Consider the following 21606-nt stretch of genomic DNA (forward strand, 5'->3'; position numbering starts at 1 on the left):
AACCAAAAGATCAACACCCCACCGACCAGCCAGAAAACACCTCACACCACCACGTCAAGACCCCCCGACCAGCACAAACAGGATGAGACAAGCTCCGTGAATTTGCGGGGGTGGGCGGGGTGGGGTGGGGTCAGGCGGCGGGGGCCAGGCGCTGATGCTCGGTGGGGCGGCGTGGGGCGGCGGTCGCGGGCGAGCCGGCCCGCGCGGCGCTCAGCCCCACCTGCGCGGTGTCCCAGGCGGCGCACGGCCAGGCCGCGCCGGCGCAACTCGGGCTGGCGCAGACCCGCTCCGCGTCCGGCTGGTGCGCGTCGGCCACCGCGGCGGACAGGTCCCACAGCAGCGGGTCGGTCACCTCCGTCGGACGGTCGGTGGCGCGGTCGGTGTTGGATTCGGACATGATCGATCCCCCCTGTGGTGAACGGCCCCCACCTGTTTCCGGAACCGGCCGCCGGCAAACCTGCGGATGATCGGGAAGGGGCATAGGCTGGCCGGCGTGGCGAGGTACTACGACCTGCATCCGGACAATCCTCAGCCCCGGGTGATCCGGCAGGTGGTGGAGCTGCTCCGGTCCGACGGCGTGATCGTCTACCCCACCGACTCGTGCTACGCGCTCGGCTGTCGGCTCGGCAACCGGGCCGGCGTGGAGCGGATCCGGGAGATCCGGCGGCTCGACGAGCGGCATCCGTTCACGCTGGTGTGCGCCGACTTCACCCAGCTCGGCCAGTTCGTCAAGCTCAGCAACGCGGTCTTCCGGCAGGTCAAGTCCGTGATCCCGGGCAGCTACACGTTTCTGCTGCCGGCCACCTCGGAGGTGCCCCGCCGATTGCAGGACCCGCGTCGACGGGTGGTCGGCGCCCGCGTACCGAAGCACACCGTGACCCAGGCGCTCCTCGCCGAGCTGGGCGAGCCGCTGCTCTCCAGCACCCTGCTGCTGCCCGGTGAGGACGAGCCGATGACCCAGGGCTGGGAGATCAAGGAGCGTCTCGACCACCAGGTCGACGCCGTGCTCGACGCCGGGGACTGCGGGCTCGAACCCACCACCGTGGTCGACCTGTCCGGCCCGGAGCCGGAGATCCTGCGCCGGGGCGCCGGCGACCCGTCCCGCTTCGAGTAGCGATCGGCCCGTTCCGCCCCACCCGGCCCGCGACGTGCGGCACGGTGGTGGCGGCGGACGGTGACGGGGGTACGGCGTGGACGCACTCGTGCTGATCGGGGTGCTCGGCGCCACCGTGCTCGTCGGCACGACCATCGGGGGCCGGTACAGCGTCGCGCCGCCGGTGCTGCTGATCGCCATGGGCGCGCTGCTCGGCCTGCTGCCGCCGTTCGAGAACGTGGTCCTCGAACCCGAGGTGGTGCTGGTGCTGTTCCTCCCGGCGATCCTCTACCGGGAGAGCCTGGTGATCAGCCTGCGGGAGATCCGGGCCAACCTCGCGGTGATCGTGCTGCTGGCCGTCGCCCTGGTGATCATCACGATGGTCGCGGTCGCGTACGTCACCCAGGCCCTCGGGGTGCAACCGGCCGCGGCCTGGGTGCTCGGCGCGGTCCTGGCGCCCACCGACGCCGCCGCCGTCGCCGGCCTGGCCAAGCGGATGCCGCGCGGCATCCTCACCACCCTGCGCGCGGAGAGCCTGGTCAACGACGGTACGGCGCTGGTGCTCTTCGCGGTGGCCGTCGGCGTGATCGCGGGCGGGAAGGTGCCGGGGCCGTTCTCCCTCACCGGTCAGTTCGTCGGCAAGTCGCTCGGTGGGGTGGCCGCCGGGCTGCTCGTCGGGGGCCTGGTCGTGCTGATCCGGAAGCACGTCGACGACGCGATGCGCGAGGGCGGGCTGAGCATCATGACCCCGTTCGTCGCGTTCCTGCTCGCCGACGCGGTGCACGCCAGCGGTGTGCTGGCGGTGGTCGTCTCCGGCCTGCTGCTGTCGTGGGCGGGACCCCGGGTGATCCGGGCCCGGTCCCGGGTCACCGCGTACGCGTTCTGGGACCTCTCCACCTTCATGATCAACGGCAGCCTGTTCGTGCTGCTCGGCATGCAGGTGCCGCGCTCGCTGCGGAGCATCAGCAGCCACTCGCCGCTGGCGTCGCTCGGCATCGCGGTGTTGGTGGCGCTCGTCGTCGTGGTCACCCGGCTGGCCTGGGTGCACCTGTCGGTCTCGGCGCTGCAACGCGTCGACCGGCGCCAGGCGCGGCGGTCGCGACACTTCGACGGTCGGATGCGTACCGCCGCGGGCTGGGCCGGGTTCCGGGGCGCGGTCTCGCTCGCCGCGGCGCTGGCCGTGCCGATGACCACGCACGACGGCACGCCGGTGCGCGAGCGTGATCTGATCATCTTCGTCACCGTGGTGGTGATCGTGCTGATCATGGTGGTGCAGGGCACCACGCTGCCCGCCGTCGTCGGCTGGGCCGGCCTGACCGGGGACCGGGAGCGCGCCGACGAGGTGCGCGTGGCCCGGATCCGGGCCACCGAGGCGGTGCTGGAGGCGCTGCCGGGAACCGCCGCGGAGCTGGGCGTCGCGCCGGACACCGTGGAGCGGCTGCGCGCCGGTTACCAGGACCACCTGGACGACGTCCGCAACCCGCGCGACGAGGCGGCGGACCGGGAGCGGGAGCTGGCCCGGCGACTCCAGTTGGAGATGCTGGACCGCAAGCGTCAGGCGGTGACCCGGCTGCGCAACACCAACCAGATCGACGAGGCGGTGCTGCGGGAACTCCAGGCGGCCACCGACATCGAGGAACTGCGACTGCTCGGCCCCGAGTTGGAGGACTGAACGTCGCGTCGATGGCCAGTCCCGCCCCGCCCGCGCCCGATTCACGGAAAGAGTGGCTATCCGGGCCCGGATAGCCACTCTTTCCGTGAAACAGGGGGAGAGGGGAGAGGGATCAGCCGGCCGTGCAGCTCGCGTTGCCGGCGGGGGCGGTGCCCGTCCCCTGGAAGCCGAACTCGGTGCTGCCGCCGGCGCCGACCTGGCGGTTGTAGTCGACGTTGCGGAACGTCACCAGACCGCTGGTGCCGCTGGCCTGCGCGCTCCACGCGTTGGTCACCGACGAGCCGGAGGGCAGCGTCACCGACACCGACCATCCGTTCAGCGGGCTGCCGCCGGCGGTGACCCGCACGGTGGTGACGAAGCCGCCCTGCCACTGGTTGGTGGTGAGCGTCGCGGTGCAGGCACCGGCCGGCGGCGGGGTCGACGGCGGCTCCGAGGTGGGCGGCGTGGTCGTCGGCGGCGTCGTGGTCGGCGGCGCGCTGGTCGGCGGCGCGCTGGTCGGCGGCGTGGTGCCGCCGGCGTTCAGCGCGTTGAGCGTCGACGTGTAGGCCGCCTTCTTGTTGCCGTTGCCGTCGAAGAGCAGCGGCGTGCCGCTGGCCCGCCAGGAGTCGCTGTCCCGGATGCCCCACACGGTGATGCCGTTGCACCGCGCCACCGCCAGGCAGTCCTTGACCACGTTGCCGTAGGTGGTGGCCTGGGTGCTGCCGGAGCCCTCGATGTCGAGCTCGGTGATCTGCACGTCGACGCCGAGGTCGGCGAAGTTCTGCAGCGTGGTGCGGTAGTTGCTCGGGTACGGCGAGCCGCTGTTGAAGTGCGACTGGAAGCCGACGCAGTCGATCGGCACGCCCCGGGCCTTGAAGTCCTTGACCATGTTGTAGACGCCCTGCGTCTTGGCCCAGGTCCAGTTGTCGGTGTTGTAGTCGTTGTAGCAGAGCTTGGCGCCCGGGTCGGCGGCGCGGGCGGTGCGGAACGCCACCTCGATCCAGTCGTTGCCGGTGCGCTGGAGGTTGGAGTCGCGGCGGCCGCCGCCGCTGTCGGCGTACGCCTCGTTGACCACGTCCCAGGCGTAGATCTTGCCCTTGTAGTGCGTGGCGACCTGGGTGATGTGGTTGACCATGGCGTTGCGCAGCGCGGTGCCGGAGAGGTTCTGCGCCCAGCCGGGCTGCTGCGAGTGCCAGGCCAGCGCGTGCCCGCGCACCCGCATGCCGTTGGCCTGGGCGTGCGCCACGATCCGGTCGGCGCTGGTGTAGTTGAACTGGCCCTGGGACGGCTCGGTGGCGTCCCACTTCATCTCGTTCTCGGGCGTGACCATGTTGAACTCGCGGTTCAGGATGCCGACGTACGTGCTGTCGGACAGCTTGAACGCGGCCACCGCGGTGCCGAAGTAGCGGCCCTGTTCCGCCGCCGACGCGCCGAGCGTCGTGCCGGCGCTGGCGCTGGTCGCCACCGCGATCGTCGCGGCGACGGCCGCGGCCCCGGCCACGATCGACACCACCGCGGCACGCGGACGCGACCGGGCTGCCGCGCTCCCGCTGCCGCGGGCGAGCACCTTGTCCATCTGAAAGCCTCTCCTAGCATGGGCGAATGGGAAGTCCGCCTCGACCACCGCCCGTCACGGTGTCGGCTCGTGCGCGGCCGCCCGGAGGCCGCGCGGGTGGGGAGTGACTCCCCGCCACCGTGGGTCGATCGATGCGAATCTCTGCCGGGAGCCTACCGGAACCATTCCGAAAACTTAACGCCGTCGATACCCCAATTCGACAACGATGATGGCACCCGGCGGGCGTGAACGTGCGGGCCGGGATGGCCGGCCCGGTTGGCGTGCCGGCTCCGGAAGTTTCGGCACCGGGCGCGCCGATGCGGTCCGGTCGCGCCGCTGTCCGGCACCGGACGGAGGGCGGCGCTTGAAGGCCGGCGGCCCCGGGGTCGATGCTGGACGGAATCGACCGTCAACGATGGAGGGATCCTCCGGATGCGCCGACCGTCGCTCGTCGTCCTCGTCCTCACCGCCCTGTTGGCCGCCACCCCGGCCGCCGCCCGCGCCGCCACGGCGACGCCACCCGCCTCGGCGGCGCTCGCCGAGGTGAGCACCGCCGGCACCGCCTGGGGCCACGACCCGGCCACCGGCCGCCTGACCGTCACCGTCGACGACACGGTACGCGGGGCCGAGCTGGCCGCACTGCGCCGGACCGTCGCCCGCGCCGGCGCGGTGCTGCGGCACGAGCCCGGCCGGCTGCGCCCGCTCATCGCCGGCGGACAGGCGATCTACGGCGGTGGCGGGCGTTGCTCGCTCGGCGCGAACGTCCGTAGTGGCAGCACCTGGTACTTCGTCACCGCCGGGCACTGCACCACGCTCGGCGCCACCTGGTACGCCGACAGCGCCCGCACCACGGTGCTGGGCAGCCGGACCGGCAGCAGCTTCCCCGGCAACGACTACGGGGTGGTCCGCTACACCGGCACGGTCGCCCACCCCAGCGCCGTCCACACCTATCCGGGCCAGGTGACCATCTCCGCCGCCGGCAACGCGTACGTCGGGCAGGCGGTCTGCCGCAGCGGCGCCACCACCGGCGTACGGTGCGGCACGGTCACCGGGCTGAACGCGACCGTCAACTACGCCGAGGGCAGCGTCACCGGGCTGATCCGCACGAACATCTGCGCCGAGCCGGGGGACAGCGGCGGCCCGCTCTACGTGGCCGCGACCGGCACGGTCCTCGGGATCCTCTCCGGTGGCAGCGGCAACTGCGCCAGCGGCGGCACCAGCTACTACCAGCCGATCCTGGAGATCCTCGCGGCCTACGGCCTGAGCATTCCCTGACCGACGCCGGCCGGGTGGGCACGACGCGTGCCCACCCGGCCCGCGCTCACTCGTCGCCGGGCACGGCCATCTCGCCGAGGCGCGACCAGTCCTGCTGCGGCACTGTCGCGTTGACGATCCGCGGCGTCTCGACCAGGTGCGGCGGCAGCGTGCGCCGGGCCTCGCGGAAGTGCGCCGACTGCACGTGCGCGGCACCGGCCTCGTCGTCGCGGAACGCCTCGACCAGCACGTACTCGGTGGGGTCGGCCAGACTGCGGGACCAGTCGAACCACAGGCAGCCGGGCTCGGCCCGGGTCGCCTCGGTGAAGTCGGCGGTGATCTGCGGCCAGCGGTCGGCGTCGGACGGCCGGACCCGGAACTTGGCGGTAATGAAGATCATGGGTCCAGGCTACCCAGGCCGGGCGCTCCGATCCCTGGTCACCGGGCCCAACAGCTCGCCCGCCCGCCGGTCGGCGAACGCGGTGACCGCCTGCTGTCCGGCGCCGAACACGATGGCCAGGCCGAGCAGCGCGGCGGTGTTGTCCACTGTGGTGTTCGCCAGGCCGCCGACGACCAGCATGATGCCGACGACCGCCACCAGCGGGCCGATCGCCAGCTTCAGCAGCCCCTGCTGGAACGGCAACCGGTAGGGCAGCCCGCCGGACCGGGACGTGATCATCGACGGCAACGCGCTGACGAACGCCCCGAGCGCGCCGGCGAGCAGCACGAAGACCAGCAGCCGCCAGGGCGGTACGCCGGCGGCGTCGGTCGGCGTCCGGATTAGTTGCAGGCCGCGGCTGCGCCACTGCACCAGCACCAGCAGCACCTCCGCGACCAGCGCGGACACGGACAGCCCCAGCATCCTGTTGCGCAACCGCCGTACCGACTCGTGGAACTCGTCCGACACGCAGTGGTAGCGCAGCAGCAACGCCTGCACCTTGGCCCGCAGCAGCTCGGGTGTCGCCGCGTCCGTCACCGGGTCGATGTCGGTGACCACCTTGTCGTCGGCCCGCACGAACCGCGTCGCCTCGTCCCGGTACGCGGGCAGCAGGCCGATCAGCTCGGTCGGCGTGCGCAGGTCCACCATGGCCCGTTCCACCCCGTGGACGGTCCGCCAGGCATACTCGACGGTGGCGCCGCGCAGCCACTCGACCGGCCCGCTTCGGCCGAGCGCCGCCGCCACGCCGGACAGTTGGGCGCACAGCACGGCGGCCCGGTCCGGAGCGGTGGGCGCCAGCACCGAGAGCTGCTGGCACAACTCGTCGACCCGGGTGCGGACCTCGACCTGCCACACCGAGGCGGGTACGCGGTCCAGGGGCGGGACGGGGCACGCCTCCCGGCCCCCGGGTCGGGCCGGCGGGCTCTCCTGATCGGTCATCCCGCGCACCCCCTGCTCCCGGCCCTGCGCCGTCGCTGCCGCCAGTATCCCCAGGTCAGCGCCGGTAATCCGGACAAACCGGGACGTCGGCCGCCGGGGACCGGTGGCCCGACGGAGGACACCGGGCGCGTCTGCCGATCGATAGCCTGGCCCGGTGACCGTCTACGCCCTCGCGCAGCTCACCGTCCACGACCCGGCGCGCTACGACCGCTACGTCGCCGCCTTCCTCCCGGTGCTGGCCCGACACGGTGGCCGGCTGCTCGCCGCCGACACCGCCCCCCGGGTGGTGGAGGGCGACTGGCCGCACGACAAGGTGGTGCTCATGTCCTTCGACAGCCGGGAGGACTTCGAGCGCTGGTCCGCCTCGCCGGAGTACCGGGAGATCTCCCGGGACCGGGAGGCGGCCACCGAGGGGGTGGTCCTGCTGCTGGACGGGATCGGCCACGCCTGGCCGGCCTGACACCGCGCCACCGGTGAGCTACCGTGGTCGGGTCCGCCGAGGATCGGAGTGATCATGGCAGGTGACGACGACATCTCCGGGTGAGAGTCCCCGGACGGCCGCCGACGCGCGCATCCCGCGCCGTCGCCGCGGCCCCTTCGTCGTCCCCTGTCCACGCCGGCGCACGCGCGCCCGCGGCTCTCCCTCCTGAGGTTGATCATGTCCGACGCCTACGTCGTCAGCTCCGCGCTCTCCTTCTCCTGGCCGGACGACACGCCGGTCTTCACCGACCTGACCTTCACCGTGCCCGGCGGGCGCACCGGCCTGGTGGCGCCCAACGGCACCGGCAAGACCACGTTGCTGCGGCTCGTCGCCGGCGAGCTGCGCCCGACGGCCGGCGCGGTCACCGTCCGGGGCGTGCTCGGCTACCTGCCCCAGCACCTGCCCTTCGCCGTCGACCAGACCGTCGCGCAGGTCCTCGGCGTGGACCGGGCCGTCGCCGCGCTGCACGCCATCGAGGCCGGCGACGCCCGCGAGGAGCACTTCGCCGCCGTCGGCGACGACTGGGACGTCGAGGAGCGCACCCATGCCGAGCTGGACCGCCTCGGCCTGGGCGAGCTGGCCCTGGACCGCCGGCTGGGCACGCTCAGCGGCGGTCAGGTGATCTCCCTGGGCCTGGCCGCGCAACTGCTGCGGCGTCCGGACGTGCTGCTGCTCGACGAGCCGACGAACAACCTCGACGAGACGGCCCGCGAGCGGCTGACGGCGGTGCTGCGCGGCTGGACCGGCTGCCTGCTGGTGGTCAGCCACGACCGGGCGCTGCTGGACGAGATGGACCGCATCGCGGCGCTCGAACCCGACGAGCTCCGCTGGTACGGCGGCAACCACACCGCGTACGAGCAGGCAGTCCGCGCCGAACGCGAGGTCGCCCAGCGGCAGGTCCGCAGCGCCGAGCAGGACCTCAGGCGGCAGAAGCGCGAACTCCAGCAGGCCCGGGAACGCGCCGCCCGCCGTGCCTCCACGGCCGCCCGCAACCTGCCCGACGCCGGGCTGGCCCGCATCGTCGCCGGTGGCCTCAAGCGGGACGCCCAGGTCTCCGCCGGCCGGGCCGCCGAGACGCACGCCGCCCGCGTCGGCGACGCGCAGGACCGGCTGGACCAGGCCGGCCGGGCGGCCCGCCAGGACGATCGGATCGTGATCGACCTGCCCGACACCACAGTGCCCGCCGGGCGGACCGTGTTCCACGGCGAAGGGCTGGCCGCCGAGTACGCCGGCCGCCCGGTGTTCACCGGTGTCGACCTGATCATCCGGGGGCCGGAACGGATCGCGCTCACCGGCGCGAACGGCGCCGGCAAGTCCACGCTGCTGCGCCTGGTCAGCGGTGACCAGCAGCCCGCCGCCGGCGCCGCCACCCGGGTGCGGGGGCGGGTGGCGTACCTGTCGCAGCGGCTGGACCTGCTCGACCCGGCGCGTACGGTCGCGGAGAACCTGGCCGCCTTCGCGCCCGGGCTCGCCGACGCCGAGCGGATGAACCTGCTGGCCCGCTTCCTGTTCCGGGGCGACCGGGCGCACCTGCCGGTCCGGGTGCTCTCCGGCGGCGAGTTGCTGCGTGCCACCCTGGCCTGCGTGCTGAACGCCGCGCCGGCGCCGCAGTTGCTGCTGCTCGACGAACCCACCAACAACCTCGACCTGGACAGCGTCGCCCAGTTGGAGGGCGCGCTCGGCGGCTACCGGGGAGCGCTGCTGGTGGTCAGTCACGACCCGCGGTTCCTGGCCGCCCTCGGCGTGGACCGGTGGCTGCGGCTGGCCGACGGCACGCTGACCGGGACCGACGCCCCGGAGGAGTAGCCCGTCAGCCGCCGGCGCGCAGGTAGGCGAGCACGGCCAGCACCCGGCGGTGGGTGTCCTGGTCCGGCGGCAGGTCGAGCTTGGCCAGGATGTTGCCGACGTGCTTGCCGACCGCCGCCTCGGTGACGTGCAGCCGGGCCGCGATCGCGCCGTTGGAGTGCCCCTCCGCGACCAGCCCCAGCACCTCCCGCTCACGCCGGGAGAGCGCGTCGAGCGGGTCGCGGGGGCGGCGCAGCAGGTGCCGCACCACGTCCGGGTCGACCGCGGTGCCGCCGGCCGCCACCCGGCGCAGCGCGTCGGCGAACTCGGCGACGTCGGCCACCCGGTCCTTGAGCAGGTAGCCGACCCGCCGGCCGTCGCCGCTGTCCAGCAGCGCCGCCGCGTACCCGCTCCGCACGTGCTGGCTCAACACCACCACGGCGAGGTCGGGCCGCTCCGCGCGCAGCGTGACCGCCGCGCGCAGGCCGTCGTCGCGGTGCTCCGGCGGCATCCGGATGTCGGTCACCACCAGGTCCGGCCGGTGGGTACGGACCGCGTCCACCAGCTCCGGGGCGGAACCGACGGCGGCGACCACCGCGAAGTCGAAGCGGGTCAGCAGGCCGACCAGGCCCTCCCGGAGCAGGACCTCGTCCTCGGCGAGGACGACCCGGATCACGGACGGCACGGCAGCTCCACCCGCACGAGGGTAGGCCCGCCGGGCGGGCTGGCCAGCAGCAACCTGCCGTCGACCGCGGCCACCCGGTCGGCGAGCCCGGTCAGGCCGGTGCCCCGCGCCGGGTCGGCGCCGCCCCGGCCGTCGTCCTCGACCTCCACCACCAGCCGATGGTCGGTCCGGGTCAACCGCACCGCGGCGCGCGTCGCGTGGGCGTGCCGGGCCACGTTGCCCAGCGCCTCGGAGACGACGTACCAGGCGGTGGTCTCGACCAGCTCCGGCGCCGGGCGGGGCAGCTCCGCGCGCACGGTGACCGGGACCACCGAGCGGGCGGCCAGGTCGTCGACCGCGCCGGCCAGCCCCAGCTCGGTGAGCTGCGGCGGGCGCAGGCCGCGCACGACGCCGCGCAGCGTCCCCATCAGCTCCTTGGCCTGCGCGTGCGCCAGGTCCAGCGGTCGCGCCGCCGGCGAGTCGTCCGGCACGTCGAGGCGGGCCAGCCCGAGCTGGAGCGTGAGGCTGGTCAGCCGCGGCTGCGCCCCGTCGTGCACGTCCCGCTCGATGCGGCGACGTTCCGCCTCGTACGCGCCCATCAGGCGGGCCCGGGACCGGGTCACCTCGCGCAGCGCCGTGGCGTCGGGCGCGTCGTCCAGCAGCCACCGGGCCACCGCCGCCTGGCCCGCGACCAGCAGGCCGGCCAGGTAGACCAGCGCCGGCACGGCGAGCACGCCGGCGACCGCGTACGGGACCGCCCCGGCCGGGGAGTCGACGGTGGCCCAGACCAGCATGATCCGGTCCCCGTCGCCGGCCAGCCACGGCCCGGCGACCAGCGCCGCGTCGAGCAGCACCAGCAGCGTGAACGTCCCGTACGCCAGCGGCACCACGGTGCCCAGCCAACCGGCGTACGCGACCTCCCGCCAGGCGGCGGCGCCGGTCCAGCGGGCGGCCGGGCCACGCCGCCCCGGCGCGCGTACCGGACGGCCGTCGACCAGGCCGAGCCGCCACCGCTCGACCGCCGCCACCGGCGCACCGGCCAGCGGGGCCACGGCGAGCCCGACCAGCGACACCACGGTGAGCGCGGCCAGGACCGGGACGTCGACCGGCCGGCCCTGCCGCAGCGCGCTCACCACCAGCAGCAGCGGCGCGGCGAGCACGCCCGCCGCCACCCCCAGCACGCCGGCCAACGGCAGGGTCGTCACGGCGTACGCCAGGGCACGCCACGGCCAGGCGGAGCGCAGGTAACGGCGCCGGCGCAACGCCCCGGCCAGGTACGACGGTTGGTCCACGGTCATGCGCTGACGCTAGCCAGGCAGCGGACGGCCGGCCCAGCCGTCCAGACCCCCGGTGCGGGGTGGGGCTGGCCCCACCCCGGCCGAGCCGGGCGCGTCGGAGGTCGTCCCTATCCTGAGCGGATGGAGCTGGCGTTCAGCGGCGAGGTGTGGTTCTGGCGCGGCCCGGCGCCCTACCACTTCGTCACCGTGCCCGACGAGCAGTGCGCGGCGCTGGAGGCCGCCGCCGCCTCGGTCAGCTACGGCTGGGGCATGGTCCCGGTGGCGGTCCGGATCGGCGGCACCGGCTGGCGGACGTCGCTGTGGCCGAAGGACGGACGCTACGTGCTGCCGCTCAAGGTCGCGGTGCGCCGGGCGGAGCGGATCGAGCTGGGCGACCGGGTGGACGTCCGGCTGACGGTGGCCGCGACCACCGGCCGCACGGGTGGGCGTCAGGCGTCGCGGGGCGCCCGCTTGGGGAACACCGTGTAGGCGACCGGCCAGAACACCAGCCAGGCCGCCATGGCCAGGGTGAGCCGGCCGGCCCAGGCCCACAGCTCCCCGGTCCGCTCGGCGTCGCCGACCAGCGCGATGCCGCCGAGCAGCACGGCGCAGGCGACCGCCCAGCCGAGCATGCCCTTGCCCCACTCCCGCCACTCGTGCCGGGCCCGGGCCCAGCCGTGGCGGGGCGCGCGGCGGGGCGGCGGGCCGCCGGCGAACCGGTGGGCGAACCGCTCGTCGGCCCAGCGCACCATGCTGTGCCCGAAGGCGACGGAGAAGCCCAGGTACGCGGCGGCGAGGCCGTGCGCGAACGTGGCGGTGCCCCCGCCGCGCAGGTCGATCATCGTGGCGGCCAGCAGCACGAGATCGACGGCGGGCACCGCGAGCAGCAGCGCGGCGCCCAGGCGGGGCCGCCGCAGCGGGTAGCGGGCGACCAGTCCGGCGGCCAGGAACAGCCAGAACGCCACCTCACAGGCGATGATCACTCCGATGAGCACGTGGCCTCCAGGTTTTAGTACGCTGTGCGACAACAACCGTAGCAACTGTCGTCCACCCGCCGCCGGAGGGGCCCGTGCCCAAGATCGTCGACCATGACGCCCGCCGCGCCGAGCTGGCCGAGGCGATGTGGCGGGTCGTCTACCGCGACGGTGTCGGCGCCGCCACGGTGCGCAGCATCGCCGCCGAGGCCGGCTGGTCGCCCAGCGCGCTGCGGCACTACTTCGCGACCCAGACCGAGCTGCTGGTCTTCGCCATGGACCACGTGATGGCCGAGGCGGCCGAGCGGTTCACCGCCGGGGACCGCAGCGGCACCACCCGGCAGATCGTCCAGCGGATGCTCGAGGAACTGCTCCCGCTGGACCGGCAACGGGTGCGGGAGGCCGAGGTGTGGCTGCTGCTCGCCGCCCGGGCCCAGGTCGACCCCGCCGCCCGCGAGCGGATGACCGAGGCCGACGACGGCGTACGCCGGGCCGCCGAGGCGGCCGTCGCCCTGCTCGTCGGGGAACCGGCGGACCCGGACGCCACCGCCCGCCTGCACGCCCTGCTCGACGGCCTCACGCTGCACGCCTTGCTGCATCCCGACCGGATGCCGCCGGCCCGGATCCGCCACCTGCTCGCCGCGCACCTCGACCAGCTCGCCCAGGGGCCCGACGCCCGCGGCGGCGGATAGGGTCGCACCCGTGCGGACCAAACAGGAGCTGTCGACGGCGATCCGGGAACGACGGCGGGCGGCGCTGGTGGTCAACGCCCACTCCCGCCGGGGCCGCCGGCTCTACGACACCGTCCACGCGCGCCTGCGCGCCGCCGGGTTCACGCTGCTCGGCGCGTACCCGGTGGACCGGCCCGGCGAGCTGGACCGGGTGCTCGCCGAGGCCGCCGACCTGGGCCCGGACCTGCTGGTCACCGGCGGCGGCGACGGTACGGTCGGCGCGGCGGCCCGGCTGCTCGCCCACCGGGACGTCGCCCTGGGCCTGCTGCCGCTGGGCACCACCAACAACTTCGCCCGCACCGTCGGCGTCCCGCTCGACCTCGACGCGGCGATCGCCGTGCTCACCGGCGGCAAGGTGATCGACGTCGACCTCGGCCTGATCGGCGACACCCGGTTCACCAACCACGTCGGGATCGGGCTGTCGGCCGACATCATGCTGACCGCGCCGCCCCGGCTGAAACGCGTCGTGGGCCGGCTCGCCTATCCGCTGACCGCGCTCGGGCTGCTGGCCCGGCACCGCCCGCTGCGCGTGACGGTCCGCGCCGAGGGCCGCGACCACGCGTTCCGCACCCACCAGGTGTACGTGGCCAACGGCGGGTTCCACGCCGGCCGGCCGATCACCGCCGACGCCAACGCCGACGACCGGCTGCTGGTCGCGTACCCGGTCGGCGGCCCGACCCGGCGCGGCCTGCTGCGCGAGACGGCCCGCAACGCCGCCGCCGGCCGGCGCCGCACGCTGCGCGACGAGCCGTTCCTGGCGGTACGCCAGCTCTGGCTGGAGACCGACCCGCCGGCCCGGATCGAGGTCGACGGCGAGCCGTACGGGCGGACGCCGGTGCGCATCGGCCTGGACCCGAACGCGTTGCGGCTGATGGCGCCCGCGGACAGCCCGGACCGCTGACCGGCCCGGCGTGCCGCCCGCCGGCACCGGGAGTAGCGTGCGACGCGGAAACCGCAGCGAGGAGGTTCGGACCGTGCAGCCGACGATCGTGGACGTGCCCACCGCCGACGGGACGGCGGACGCCTACCTGCTCCGGCCAGACTCCGGCGGGCCGTTCCCGGGCGTCCTGCTGTTCATGGACGCGTTCGGGCTGCGGCCCCGGCTGGCCGAGATGGCCGCGACGATCGCCGCCCGGGGCTACGTCGTGCTGGTGCCCAACCTGTTCCACCGCGCCGGCCCCACCCCGCCGGTCGACATGTCCGCCCTGGCCGACGACAGCCGGCGTGCCGAGCTGTTCGCGCGGCTCGGCCCGATGATGGCCGCGTTGACGCCGGACGCGGTGGCCCGGGACACCGCCGCCTACCTCGACTTCCTCGCCGCCCAGCCGGACGTCGCGGCCGGCCCGGCGGCGATCACCGGCTACTGCATGGGCGGCACGAACGCGCTGCGGGCGATCGAGGCCCACCCGGACCGGATCGCCGCGGTGGCGGCCTTCCACGCCGGTCACGTGGTCAGCGACGCGCCGGACAGCCCGCACCGGGGCGTCGGCACGGTGACCGGCGAGCTCTACTTCGGCCACGCCGACCAGGACCCGTCGATGACCGCCGACCAGATCAGGGCGCTGGAGGACGCGCTGGACACGGCCGGCGTCACCTACCGCTCGGAGGTCTACCCGGGCGCCCGCCACGGTTACACCCAGGCCGACACCCCGATGTACGACGAGCGGGCCACCGAGCGGCACTGGGCGGCGCTGTTCGATCTGCTCGACCGCACGTTCCGGGGCTGACCCGGCGGGCCGGATCGACTCGCTCACCTCGGCCCAGCTGGACACGCCCAGCCTCTGCGGGGCGTGGACCGTCCGGGAGGTCGCCGGCCACCTGGTGTCGCCGCTGGTCTCCCCGCCGTGGCGGCTGCTGCCGCTGTTGGTGGGCGCCGGGTTCCGGCCGCACGTGGCGAACGCGCGGCTGGCCCGGCAGGTGGCCCGGCGGCCGCCCGCCCAGCTGGCCGCCGCGCTGCGGGAGCACGCCGAGCACCGGTTCCGCCCACCGGTGGTCGGCTGGCACGGCCAGCTCACCGACCTTCAGGTGCACGGGCAGGACATCCGCCGGCCGCTCGGCCTCCCCGCCGACGGGCGCTTCATGCTGCCTTCTCTGGCGGTTGCCTCCGCCTCGGCCTTGGTGAGGCTCACCAGCTGCGGCGCGCCGGTGTCGGAGGCTGCCGGGCCAGTCAGCTGTGGCATCAAGTGCGGCGGTATCTGCCGGGGGCGGCCCCGTACTGGCGTTTGAACGCGTTGGCGAAGGCGAACTCGGATGTATAGCCGACGCTGCCCGCTATGGCGCTCAGTGGCGCATCGGATTGGCGGAGGAGCCGGGCGGCGGTGGTCATCCGCCACCACGTCAGGTAGGTCAGTGGCGGCTGGCCGAGCAGAGTGGTGAACCGGCGGGCGAACGGCGCCCGGGACAGGCCCGCTTCGGCGGCGAGCGTCGCGACGGTCCACGGCCGCGCCGGGTCGCGGTGGATGGCCTGTAGTGCGGCCGTGGTGGCCGGATCGTTGAGTGCCGCTGCCCAGCCGGTGGTCGCGGTCCCGGGCGTGGGGTGCTGGTCGAGCCAGCTGCGCAGGATGTGCAGTAGCAGGGTGTCGAGCAGTGCAGGAATGATGGCGTCGGTACCGAGCCGGGGTCGTTCTAGTTCGGTGGCGAGCAGGTCCACGGTGGCGCGCAGTCCGGGGTGTCGCCCGAGGTGCGCGGGGAGATGGATGAGTTCGGGCAGGTCGTTGAGCAGCGGATGGGTGCGGGCCGGATCAAGTTCGTACGCACCACACAGGGTGACCGTGGCGGGGACCTTGGGGTCGGCGGGGGTGCCGACGAGGTCGGTGACGTAGCGCTGGAGTGCCTGCGGGTCGTTCGGGTCGCAGGCGGGCGCGGCAGGTGCCGTCGTCGGGCTGTCGGCCAGCGTGTGCCCACGCCCGTGCGGCCGGAACACGATGTCCCCTGCCGCAAGCGGCACCGGGCCGGTGTCCGAAGCGATGAGCCAGCACGGTCCCTGCAGGACTATCTGGAAGCCTGCGGAGCCGGGTACGGAGGCGAACTGCTGCGCCCACGGGGCCTGCCACGCCACCCGCGCGGAACGCGGCTGGCCGGCTCGCATGACCGTGATCACGTCGCTGAGTACGTCCACGCGGCCAGAGTATCGCGGCAGAGACGAACAAGTATGAACTGAGGACCACGAAGCATGGCTCGTCTTTGCGCGCCGCCATAGGTTCGAACGGTGAGAGCTATGCGAATTCACCAGTACGGTGACGCCTCGGTCATCCGCGAGGAAGAGGTTCCACGCCCGGTGCCGGGCCGCGGTGACGTGCTGATCCACGTCGCCGCGACCTCGTTCAATCCGTCTGACATCGGGCTACGTCGCGGGCTGCTGCGCTCCGTGTTTGCTCTGGATCTGCCGTACACCCTCGGCGGGGACGTCGCCGGCACGATCGTCGAGGTCGGCGACGGCGTGCACACCCTGGCCGTCGGTGACCGGGTCATCGGCCGACTCGACACAGGCGGCGCCGCGGCCGAGTACGTCACCGCCGCGGCTGACACCGTTGTGGTGGCGCCTACCGCCGTTCCCCTCCCGCACGCCGCCGCCATCCCGATCGCCGGTGTCACCGCCTGGCAGGCGGTGTTCGAGCATGCGGGCATCACGTCTGGTCAGCGGGTGCTGGTCAACGGCGCGGGCGGTGGCGTCGGCGGGTTCGCGGTCCAGCTTGCCAAGCACGCCGGCGCCCACGTCATCGCCACGGCCAGCCCGCGCAGTACCGACGTGGTTCGCCAACTCGGAGCCGACGAAATTGTCGACTACACGGCCACGCCCCTCGGTGACACGCTCGACCGGCCGGTCGATGCGATCCTCAACTTGGTCGTGGTCAGTGCGCGGCACGCCGGGACGCTGATGTCGCTGGTGCGGCCAGGCGGCGTTGTTGTGTCCGCCACCGGTGCGCTGAAGGCACCCGCCGGGTCCCCTGTGACGGCGGTTCATTTTGTGGCCCGCAACGACACCAGCCACCTCGCTGCCTTGGTCAAGCTCGTCGACGCCGGCGCCGTTCGTGTCGATGTCGCCGCGTCACGTCCGCTCGCCGATCTGGCCTCGGTGCACCGCGATGCCGAGTCCGGCCGCATCCGCGGCAAGACGGTCCTTGTTCCGGGAGGGAGTTTCTGATGACCACCACGCCCGCCACCTCACCTACCGTACGGCTGCGCGTCGGCGCCCTCGCGGTCGGCGGTACCGTTCTCGCGACGGCGCTGCTGTGGACAGCGGCCCAGTTTCTGGGTATCGAGTTGCGCGTAGATCCGCGGAACGGCCGGCCGCCCGGAGTCATCAGCCTGCCGTTCGCTGCCACCCTGACCCTCGTCGTCTCCGCCGCCGGCTGGGGCGTTCGTGCGCTGCTGGATCGGTTGGTCCGCCGGGCATCACTTGTCTGGACCGTGCTGGCCATTCTGGTGCTGCTCGCATCCTTCCTGCCCCTGCTCGCCGTCGAGGCGACCGGCGCCACCAAGACGATCCTGGCGTTGATGCACGCCGCAGTGGCTGCCGTACTGATCCCGACCATCGGCCGCCGGAGTCCTTGATCACCGCTTAGCGGGTCAGGCACCAGTTCACTGATCAATGATGGTTGCCACTATCGGCTCCCACCGGCGCGCGGCGCTGGCCGACCTCACCGGCGACGGCGTGGCACGGCTCGCCGGCCACTGACGGCCGTCCGGCGCCGCGTCCCCAGGCCACCCGGCCGCAACTGGCACCTGCCATCGGTGTCCCCGGCTGGCTAGCGTCGGCCCATGGACGCCGACCACACCACCCCGACCGGCCGGTTCGCCGCGCTGACCACCGCCCACGTCGCCGACGCCTGCCTGCGGGCCGGCGTCGCGGTCCGCTGCGCCCCGGCCGCCGTACGCCCGGTGCTGGCCGGGCGGCGACTGGCCGGGCGGGTCCGGCCGGCCCGGCACGCCGGCAGCGTGGACGTCTTCCTGGAGGCGATCGACCGGGCGGAGCCGGGGGAGGTGCTGGTGGTCGACGACGGCGGTCGCACCGACCGGGCCTGCGTCGGGGACCTGGTGGCGTGGGAGGCGCGGGCCGCCGGCCTGGCCGGCCTCGTGGTGTGGGGCGCGCACCGCGACACCGCGGACCTCACCGCGGTCGGGCTGCCCGTGTTCAGCCTCGGCGCCACCCCGACCGGGCCGCTGGAGCTGGACCCGCGACCGGCCGGGGCGCTCGACGCGGCCCGGGTCGGGCCGTGGACGGTCGGTGCCGGTGACCTGGTCCTGGCCGACGACGACGGCGTGCTGTTCGTGCCCGCCGACCGGGCCGGGGAGCTGTTCGACCTGGCCGGGTCCATCCGGGACACCGAGCGGCGGCAGGCCGACCGGATCCGGGCCGGCCGGTCGCTGCGGGCGCAGGTCGGGTTCGACGCCTACCTGACCGCCCGCGCGGCGGACCCGACGCTGACGTTCCGGGCGCACCTGCGGGCGGTCGGCGGCGCGATCGAGGAGTGACCGTCAGCCGCCGCGCGCCCACAGGGCCAGGCGGACCCGGTTGGGGCTGCCGGTCTTCGCCATCAGGCTGGTGATGTGGGTCTTCACCGTGGTCACGCCGATGTGCAGCCGGTCCGCGATCTCGGTGTTGGCCAGCCCCTCCGCGACCAGGTCCAGCACGTCCTGCTCGCGGCCGGTCAGCCCGGCGGCACGCCGGGGCGCGTCGGCGCGGGCGTGCACCGCCCGCTGGACCAGCCGGCGCAGCACCTCGGGACTGAACGGGCTGTCCCCGGCGGCGGCCCGGCGGAGGCCGTCGAGCAGGTCGGCCGGGGGCGCGTCCTTGAGCAGGAAGCCGCAGGCGCCGGCGGTCAGCGCCGGATAGAGGTGGTCGTCGTCGCCGAACGTGGTGAGCACCATGATCCGGGTGGCGGGCCGGTCGGCGAGGATCCGACTGGTCGCGGTGATCCCGTCGACGCCGGGCATCCGCAGGTCCATGACCACCACGTCCGGCCGTAGCCGGGCGGCGAGGGTGATCGCGTCGCGGCCGTTGTCGGCCTCGCCGACGACCTCCAGGTCGGGCTGGGCGTCGCAGAGCATCCGCAGGCCGGCGCGGATCAGGTGCTGGTCGTCGGCCAGCAGCACGCGGATCACGCCGGCTCCGGCGCGGCCGGTCGCGTCCGCGGCGCCACCCGGACGGGCCGGTCCGGGGCGCTCCCCGCCGGCAGCACCGTCCGCACCCGCCAGCCCTCGCCGGTCGGCCCGGCCTCCAGCCGCCCGCCGAGCACCTCGACCCGCTCCCGCATGCCGACGATGCCGTGGCCGCCACCGACCGGCACCACGGCCGGCGCCGCGCCGCGCCCGTCGTCGGCGACCGCCCAGTGCACCGCCCCGTCGACCACCGACACGGTCAGTCGGGCCCGGGCCGCCGCGCCCGCGTGTTTCGCCACGTTCGTCAACGCCTCCTGGGTCAGTCGCAGCACCGCCTGGCCGCGTACCGCGTCCAGCGTGCCGATCGCCGGGTCCACGTCGGCCTCCACCGTGACCCCGGCCTGCCGGGCCCGGTCCACCGCCACGCCGAGCGCCGCCGGCAGCGCCGCCGGCTCGATCGCGGTCAGCGCCGCGTCCCCGCGGACGCCCTCCGGGTCGCGCAGCACCGCTACCAGCCGGCGCAGGTCGGTCAGCGCCGCCGTGCCGGTGCCGTGCACGTCGTCGAAGACCGCGCCGACCCGCGGGTCGAGGTCCGGCAGCACGTGCCGGGCCACCCCGACCCGCAGCACCATCGACGCGACGTGGTGGGCGAGCACGTCGTGCAGCTCCCGGGCGATCGCGGCGCGCTCGTCGGCGCGCGCGGCCCGGCTCTCCGACTCGCGCCGGCGCTGCTCCGCCGCGGCCCGTTCCTCGGCCTGCCGGCCCAGTTCCCGGGTGGTCCGCACGACCAGGCCGAGCAGCAGCGGCAGCCCGACGGTGACGGCGAGGCCGAACAGGCCGGCGAGCACCTGCCGGACCGGGTCGCCGACCAGGTCGGTCAGGTCGACGGCGGCCAGCAGCCCGGCGGCCAGCCAGAACGTGCGGGGCCGCGCGGCCCGCATGGTCAGCTCCAGCAGCGCCCAGCTCGCCCCGACCTGGTTGATCATCACGTCGTCGACCAGCGGGAACGCGACCGCCAGCAGGGCCGACTGGAGCAGCAGGTTCAGCAGCGGCCGGCGGTGACACGCCAGCGCCAGGGTGAACGCGCCGAGCGCGAGCACCCACTGCGTCGTCGTCGGCGCGGGCCGGCCGTGCACGCCGACGACCAGGTAGCCGACGCCGCTGAGATCCAGCAGCAGCATCCGCGCGAGCGTGTCCCGCGCGTCGAACAGCCGACCCACCCAGCCCACCGTGTCAGCCTAGGCAACCGGCGCGGCCGGGGCCACCACGCCCACCGGCCGCCGCCATCCGGTCCGGAGCCCGAGGTGGACGGCCAGGCCGAGCGGCCCCAGCAGGATGGTGAGCACCAGCACCGGCGCGGTGAGCAGCGCCGGCATGCCCCGCTCCCGGGCGTCCCGCCAGATCCACCGGCCGACGAACAGGTCGAAGCCGATCATGTGGGCCCAGGCCGCCGCTGCGCCGTCGGCGGTGCCCAGCAGGTCCCGCAGGCCGTCCAGCGTGGGCGCGGTCACCACCGGCAGCACCGCGCCGAGCGCCGGCAGCACCAGGAGCGCGTAGACCAGCAGGACCGGCGCCACGACGAGCGGCGAGTCGACGATCCGCGCGGTCCACGACCAGCGGGGCGCCACGATCATCAGCGCCCAGAACGGCGCGGCGAGGGCGAACGTCAACCCGAACAGCGTGGCGCTCATCCGACCAGCACCACCGCGGCGTGCCCGGACCGGCGGGCCAGGACCAGGCCGGCGGCCGTCGCGGTGGCGGCCACCAGCACCGCCGCCGCGGTCAGGGTGAGCGCGTCCGGCCGCAGCAGCGGCTGTCCGCGTAGCGCCTGCGCGGTGGCCAGCACCGTCACCCCGGCGTAGGCGACGCCGCCGACGAGCACCAGCCGGGCCCGGGCCAGCTCGTCCAGGCGGGCGCCGAGGAACCGGTCGAGCAGGATCGCCAGCAGCGGCAGCGCCTGCAACGCGTGCAGCCCGATGAAGTGACCGACCCGCAGGTCACCACCGGTGGTGCTCCAGCCGACCAGCGGCAGCCCCGGGCCGCCGTCCGGCACGCCGACGCTGTGCGCCCCGGTGATCCCGGCGGGCGTGCCGGCCGGGCGCTGCGTCAGCATCGGGAACGCGACAAGCATGCCGAGCAGCGACACCCCGAGACCGAGCCGGACCGCGTACCCACCGGCCCGGTCCGGCAGGGGCCGGCGCAGCAGGACGACCGCCAGCACGACCTGGGCCCCGAACAGCACCGTGATCGCCGCGCCCATGACGTTGAACAGCGCCGCGTTCAGCGGCGTGGTGCCGTTGAAGTGGCTGGTGGTGCCGCGCAGCACCTGGACGACGATGACGGCCATCTCCACCACCGACACGGCCACGATCACGGTGGCCGCCCGCTCCGCCAGCCGGCTGCGTCGCGGCAGCAGGGAGAGCATCCAGGCGAGCGTGACGCCGTAGAGCACGAACGAGACCGCGAACTTCAACGGCTTGAGCCAGACGGGCGCGCCGGTGAGCACCCGGGGATCGGCGACGACGCCGACCGCCGCGACGACGGCGAGCGCCGCCATCGCGGACGCGAGGAGCAGCAGGGGGCGGTGCCATCCGGCCGCCCGGTTCCGCACGGTAGTCATGCCTGTAGATGCTCGGGGCCGATGACCGTCGTCGCGCCCGA

At 74.5% G+C, this 21606-nt stretch carries 25 protein-coding genes; 13 read left to right on the forward strand and 12 right to left on the reverse strand.

Features of this window, described 5'->3' with window-relative positions; all coding sequences use genetic code 11:
• Positions 1 to 130: 130 nt before the first annotated feature.
• A complete protein-coding gene (locus tag ACH495_RS24650; RefSeq protein WP_396860070.1) occupies positions 131 to 397 on the reverse strand; it encodes a hypothetical protein in 267 nt (88 codons plus the stop codon).
• A 96-nt stretch (positions 398 to 493) separates the two neighbouring features.
• Here ACH495_RS24650 and ACH495_RS24655 point away from each other — a divergent pair, with 96 nt between their 5' ends.
• Together ACH495_RS24655 and ACH495_RS24660 are read left to right on the forward strand one after the other, a co-directional pair.
• Entirely contained in the window at positions 494 to 1114 is a 621-nt protein-coding gene (locus ACH495_RS24655) for an L-threonylcarbamoyladenylate synthase (RefSeq protein ID WP_396860071.1), read from the forward strand.
• A 76-nt stretch (positions 1115 to 1190) separates the two neighbouring features.
• On the forward strand, positions 1191 to 2765 hold the full coding sequence (locus ACH495_RS24660) for a Na+/H+ antiporter (protein WP_396860072.1): 1575 nt from the start codon (positions 1191 to 1193) through the stop codon (positions 2763 to 2765).
• Between the two features lie 112 nt (positions 2766 to 2877).
• Here ACH495_RS24660 and ACH495_RS24665 read toward each other — a convergent pair whose 3' ends face one another.
• Positions 2878 to 4320 carry an endo-1,4-beta-xylanase gene (locus tag ACH495_RS24665; RefSeq protein WP_396860073.1) on the reverse strand — a complete coding sequence of 481 codons (1443 nt, stop codon included), beginning with the start codon at positions 4318 to 4320 and terminating at the stop codon, positions 2878 to 2880.
• A 411-nt stretch (positions 4321 to 4731) separates the two neighbouring features.
• On the opposite strand from ACH495_RS24665, the gene ACH495_RS24670 reads away from it, so the two are divergent.
• A complete protein-coding gene (locus ACH495_RS24670) occupies positions 4732 to 5574 on the forward strand; it encodes a S1 family peptidase (RefSeq protein WP_396860074.1) in 843 nt (280 codons plus the stop codon).
• Positions 5575 to 5620: 46 nt separating this feature from the next.
• Here ACH495_RS24670 and ACH495_RS24675 read toward each other — a convergent pair whose 3' ends face one another.
• A complete protein-coding gene (locus ACH495_RS24675; protein ID WP_396860075.1) occupies positions 5621 to 5953 on the reverse strand; it encodes a putative quinol monooxygenase in 333 nt (110 codons plus the stop codon).
• Between the two features lie 9 nt (positions 5954 to 5962).
• A complete protein-coding gene (locus tag ACH495_RS24680) occupies positions 5963 to 6931 on the reverse strand; it encodes a hypothetical protein (RefSeq protein WP_396860076.1) in 969 nt (322 codons plus the stop codon).
• A gap of 154 nt (positions 6932 to 7085) precedes the next feature.
• Between ACH495_RS24680 and ACH495_RS24685 the strand changes: the two genes are divergently transcribed.
• Together ACH495_RS24685 and ACH495_RS24690 are read left to right on the forward strand one after the other, a co-directional pair.
• Positions 7086 to 7391 (forward strand): DUF1330 domain-containing protein, encoded by a 306-nt coding sequence (locus tag ACH495_RS24685; protein ID WP_396860077.1) that lies wholly within the window; start codon positions 7086 to 7088, stop codon positions 7389 to 7391.
• 198 nt (positions 7392 to 7589) lie between these two features.
• On the forward strand, positions 7590 to 9218 hold the full coding sequence (locus ACH495_RS24690) for an ABC-F family ATP-binding cassette domain-containing protein (protein ID WP_396860078.1): 1629 nt from the start codon (positions 7590 to 7592) through the stop codon (positions 9216 to 9218).
• Positions 9219 to 9222: 4 nt separating this feature from the next.
• Here ACH495_RS24690 and ACH495_RS24695 read toward each other — a convergent pair whose 3' ends face one another.
• Together ACH495_RS24695 and ACH495_RS24700 are read right to left on the reverse strand one after the other, a co-directional pair.
• Positions 9223 to 9882, reverse strand: a complete 660-nt coding sequence (locus tag ACH495_RS24695) for a response regulator (RefSeq protein WP_396860079.1) — start codon at positions 9880 to 9882, stop codon at positions 9223 to 9225.
• Positions 9870 to 11159: a histidine kinase gene (locus tag ACH495_RS24700; RefSeq protein ID WP_396860080.1), complete on the reverse strand. Its 1290-nt coding sequence runs from the start codon at positions 11157 to 11159 to the stop codon at positions 9870 to 9872. Before ACH495_RS24700 ends, ACH495_RS24695 begins: the two co-directional genes overlap by 13 nt.
• Positions 11160 to 11279: 120 nt before the next feature.
• Here ACH495_RS24700 and ACH495_RS24705 point away from each other — a divergent pair, with 120 nt between their 5' ends.
• Positions 11280 to 11627 carry a DUF1905 domain-containing protein gene (locus ACH495_RS24705; protein WP_396860081.1) on the forward strand — a complete coding sequence of 116 codons (348 nt, stop codon included), beginning with the start codon at positions 11280 to 11282 and terminating at the stop codon, positions 11625 to 11627.
• Here ACH495_RS24705 and ACH495_RS24710 read toward each other — a convergent pair.
• Entirely contained in the window at positions 11588 to 12133 is a 546-nt protein-coding gene (locus ACH495_RS24710) for a hypothetical protein (protein WP_396860082.1), read from the reverse strand. The two genes, ACH495_RS24705 and ACH495_RS24710, sit on opposite strands and share 40 nt — an antisense overlap.
• A gap of 74 nt (positions 12134 to 12207) precedes the next feature.
• On the opposite strand from ACH495_RS24710, the gene ACH495_RS24715 reads away from it, so the two are divergent.
• The 4 genes from ACH495_RS24715 to ACH495_RS24730 all read left to right on the forward strand — a co-directional run bounded on the left by ACH495_RS24715 (position 12208) and on the right by ACH495_RS24730 (position 15069).
• Complete coding sequence (locus tag ACH495_RS24715; RefSeq protein WP_396860083.1) at positions 12208 to 12804, forward strand: TetR/AcrR family transcriptional regulator; 597 nt, start codon at positions 12208 to 12210, stop codon at positions 12802 to 12804.
• 10 nt (positions 12805 to 12814) lie between these two features.
• The gene (locus ACH495_RS24720) at positions 12815 to 13744 is read left to right on the forward strand and encodes a diacylglycerol/lipid kinase family protein (RefSeq protein ID WP_396860084.1); all 930 of its coding nucleotides are present in this window, start codon (positions 12815 to 12817) and stop codon (positions 13742 to 13744) included.
• Positions 13745 to 13817: 73 nt separating this feature from the next.
• Complete coding sequence (locus ACH495_RS24725; protein ID WP_396860085.1) at positions 13818 to 14570, forward strand: dienelactone hydrolase family protein; 753 nt, start codon at positions 13818 to 13820, stop codon at positions 14568 to 14570.
• Between the two features lie 13 nt (positions 14571 to 14583).
• On the forward strand, positions 14584 to 15069 hold the full coding sequence (locus tag ACH495_RS24730; protein ID WP_396860281.1) for a maleylpyruvate isomerase family mycothiol-dependent enzyme: 486 nt from the start codon (positions 14584 to 14586) through the stop codon (positions 15067 to 15069).
• On the opposite strand, the gene ACH495_RS24735 is transcribed toward ACH495_RS24730, so the two are convergent.
• Positions 15023 to 15961, reverse strand: a complete 939-nt coding sequence (locus ACH495_RS24735) for an AraC family transcriptional regulator (RefSeq protein ID WP_396860086.1) — start codon at positions 15959 to 15961, stop codon at positions 15023 to 15025. The genes ACH495_RS24730 and ACH495_RS24735 overlap by 47 nt on opposite strands.
• A 99-nt stretch (positions 15962 to 16060) precedes the next feature.
• Here ACH495_RS24735 and ACH495_RS24740 point away from each other — a divergent pair, with 99 nt between their 5' ends.
• The 3 genes from ACH495_RS24740 to ACH495_RS24750 all read left to right on the forward strand — a co-directional run bounded on the left by ACH495_RS24740 (position 16061) and on the right by ACH495_RS24750 (position 18318).
• Complete coding sequence (locus ACH495_RS24740; RefSeq protein WP_396860087.1) at positions 16061 to 16987, forward strand: NADP-dependent oxidoreductase; 927 nt, start codon at positions 16061 to 16063, stop codon at positions 16985 to 16987.
• On the forward strand, positions 16987 to 17397 hold the full coding sequence (locus ACH495_RS24745; RefSeq protein WP_396860088.1) for a DUF6069 family protein: 411 nt from the start codon (positions 16987 to 16989) through the stop codon (positions 17395 to 17397). Before ACH495_RS24740 ends, ACH495_RS24745 begins: the two co-directional genes overlap by 1 nt.
• Positions 17398 to 17604: 207 nt before the next feature.
• Positions 17605 to 18318 (forward strand): RraA family protein, encoded by a 714-nt coding sequence (locus tag ACH495_RS24750; RefSeq protein ID WP_396860089.1) that lies wholly within the window; start codon positions 17605 to 17607, stop codon positions 18316 to 18318.
• A gap of 3 nt (positions 18319 to 18321) precedes the next feature.
• Here the strand turns inward: ACH495_RS24750 and ACH495_RS24755 are convergent, their stop codons facing one another.
• From ACH495_RS24755 to ACH495_RS24770, 4 genes are read right to left on the reverse strand one after another with little or no spacing between them, the layout of a single operon-like run.
• Entirely contained in the window at positions 18322 to 18948 is a 627-nt protein-coding gene (locus ACH495_RS24755; RefSeq protein WP_396860090.1) for a response regulator, read from the reverse strand.
• The gene (locus ACH495_RS24760; protein WP_396860091.1) at positions 18945 to 20174 is read right to left on the reverse strand and encodes a sensor histidine kinase; all 1230 of its coding nucleotides are present in this window, start codon (positions 20172 to 20174) and stop codon (positions 18945 to 18947) included. The genes ACH495_RS24755 and ACH495_RS24760 overlap by 4 nt, the downstream gene beginning before the upstream one ends.
• Positions 20175 to 20183: 9 nt before the next feature.
• Complete coding sequence (locus tag ACH495_RS24765) at positions 20184 to 20636, reverse strand: ABA4-like family protein (protein ID WP_396860092.1); 453 nt, start codon at positions 20634 to 20636, stop codon at positions 20184 to 20186.
• On the reverse strand, positions 20633 to 21565 hold the full coding sequence (locus ACH495_RS24770) for a hypothetical protein (RefSeq protein ID WP_396860093.1): 933 nt from the start codon (positions 21563 to 21565) through the stop codon (positions 20633 to 20635). The genes ACH495_RS24765 and ACH495_RS24770 overlap by 4 nt, the downstream gene beginning before the upstream one ends.
• Between the last annotated feature and the right edge of the window lie 41 nt (positions 21566 to 21606).

The sequence above is a fragment of the Micromonospora sp. NPDC018662 genome (assembly GCF_044391475.1).
Taxonomy (GTDB): domain Bacteria; phylum Actinomycetota; class Actinomycetes; order Mycobacteriales; family Micromonosporaceae; genus Micromonospora.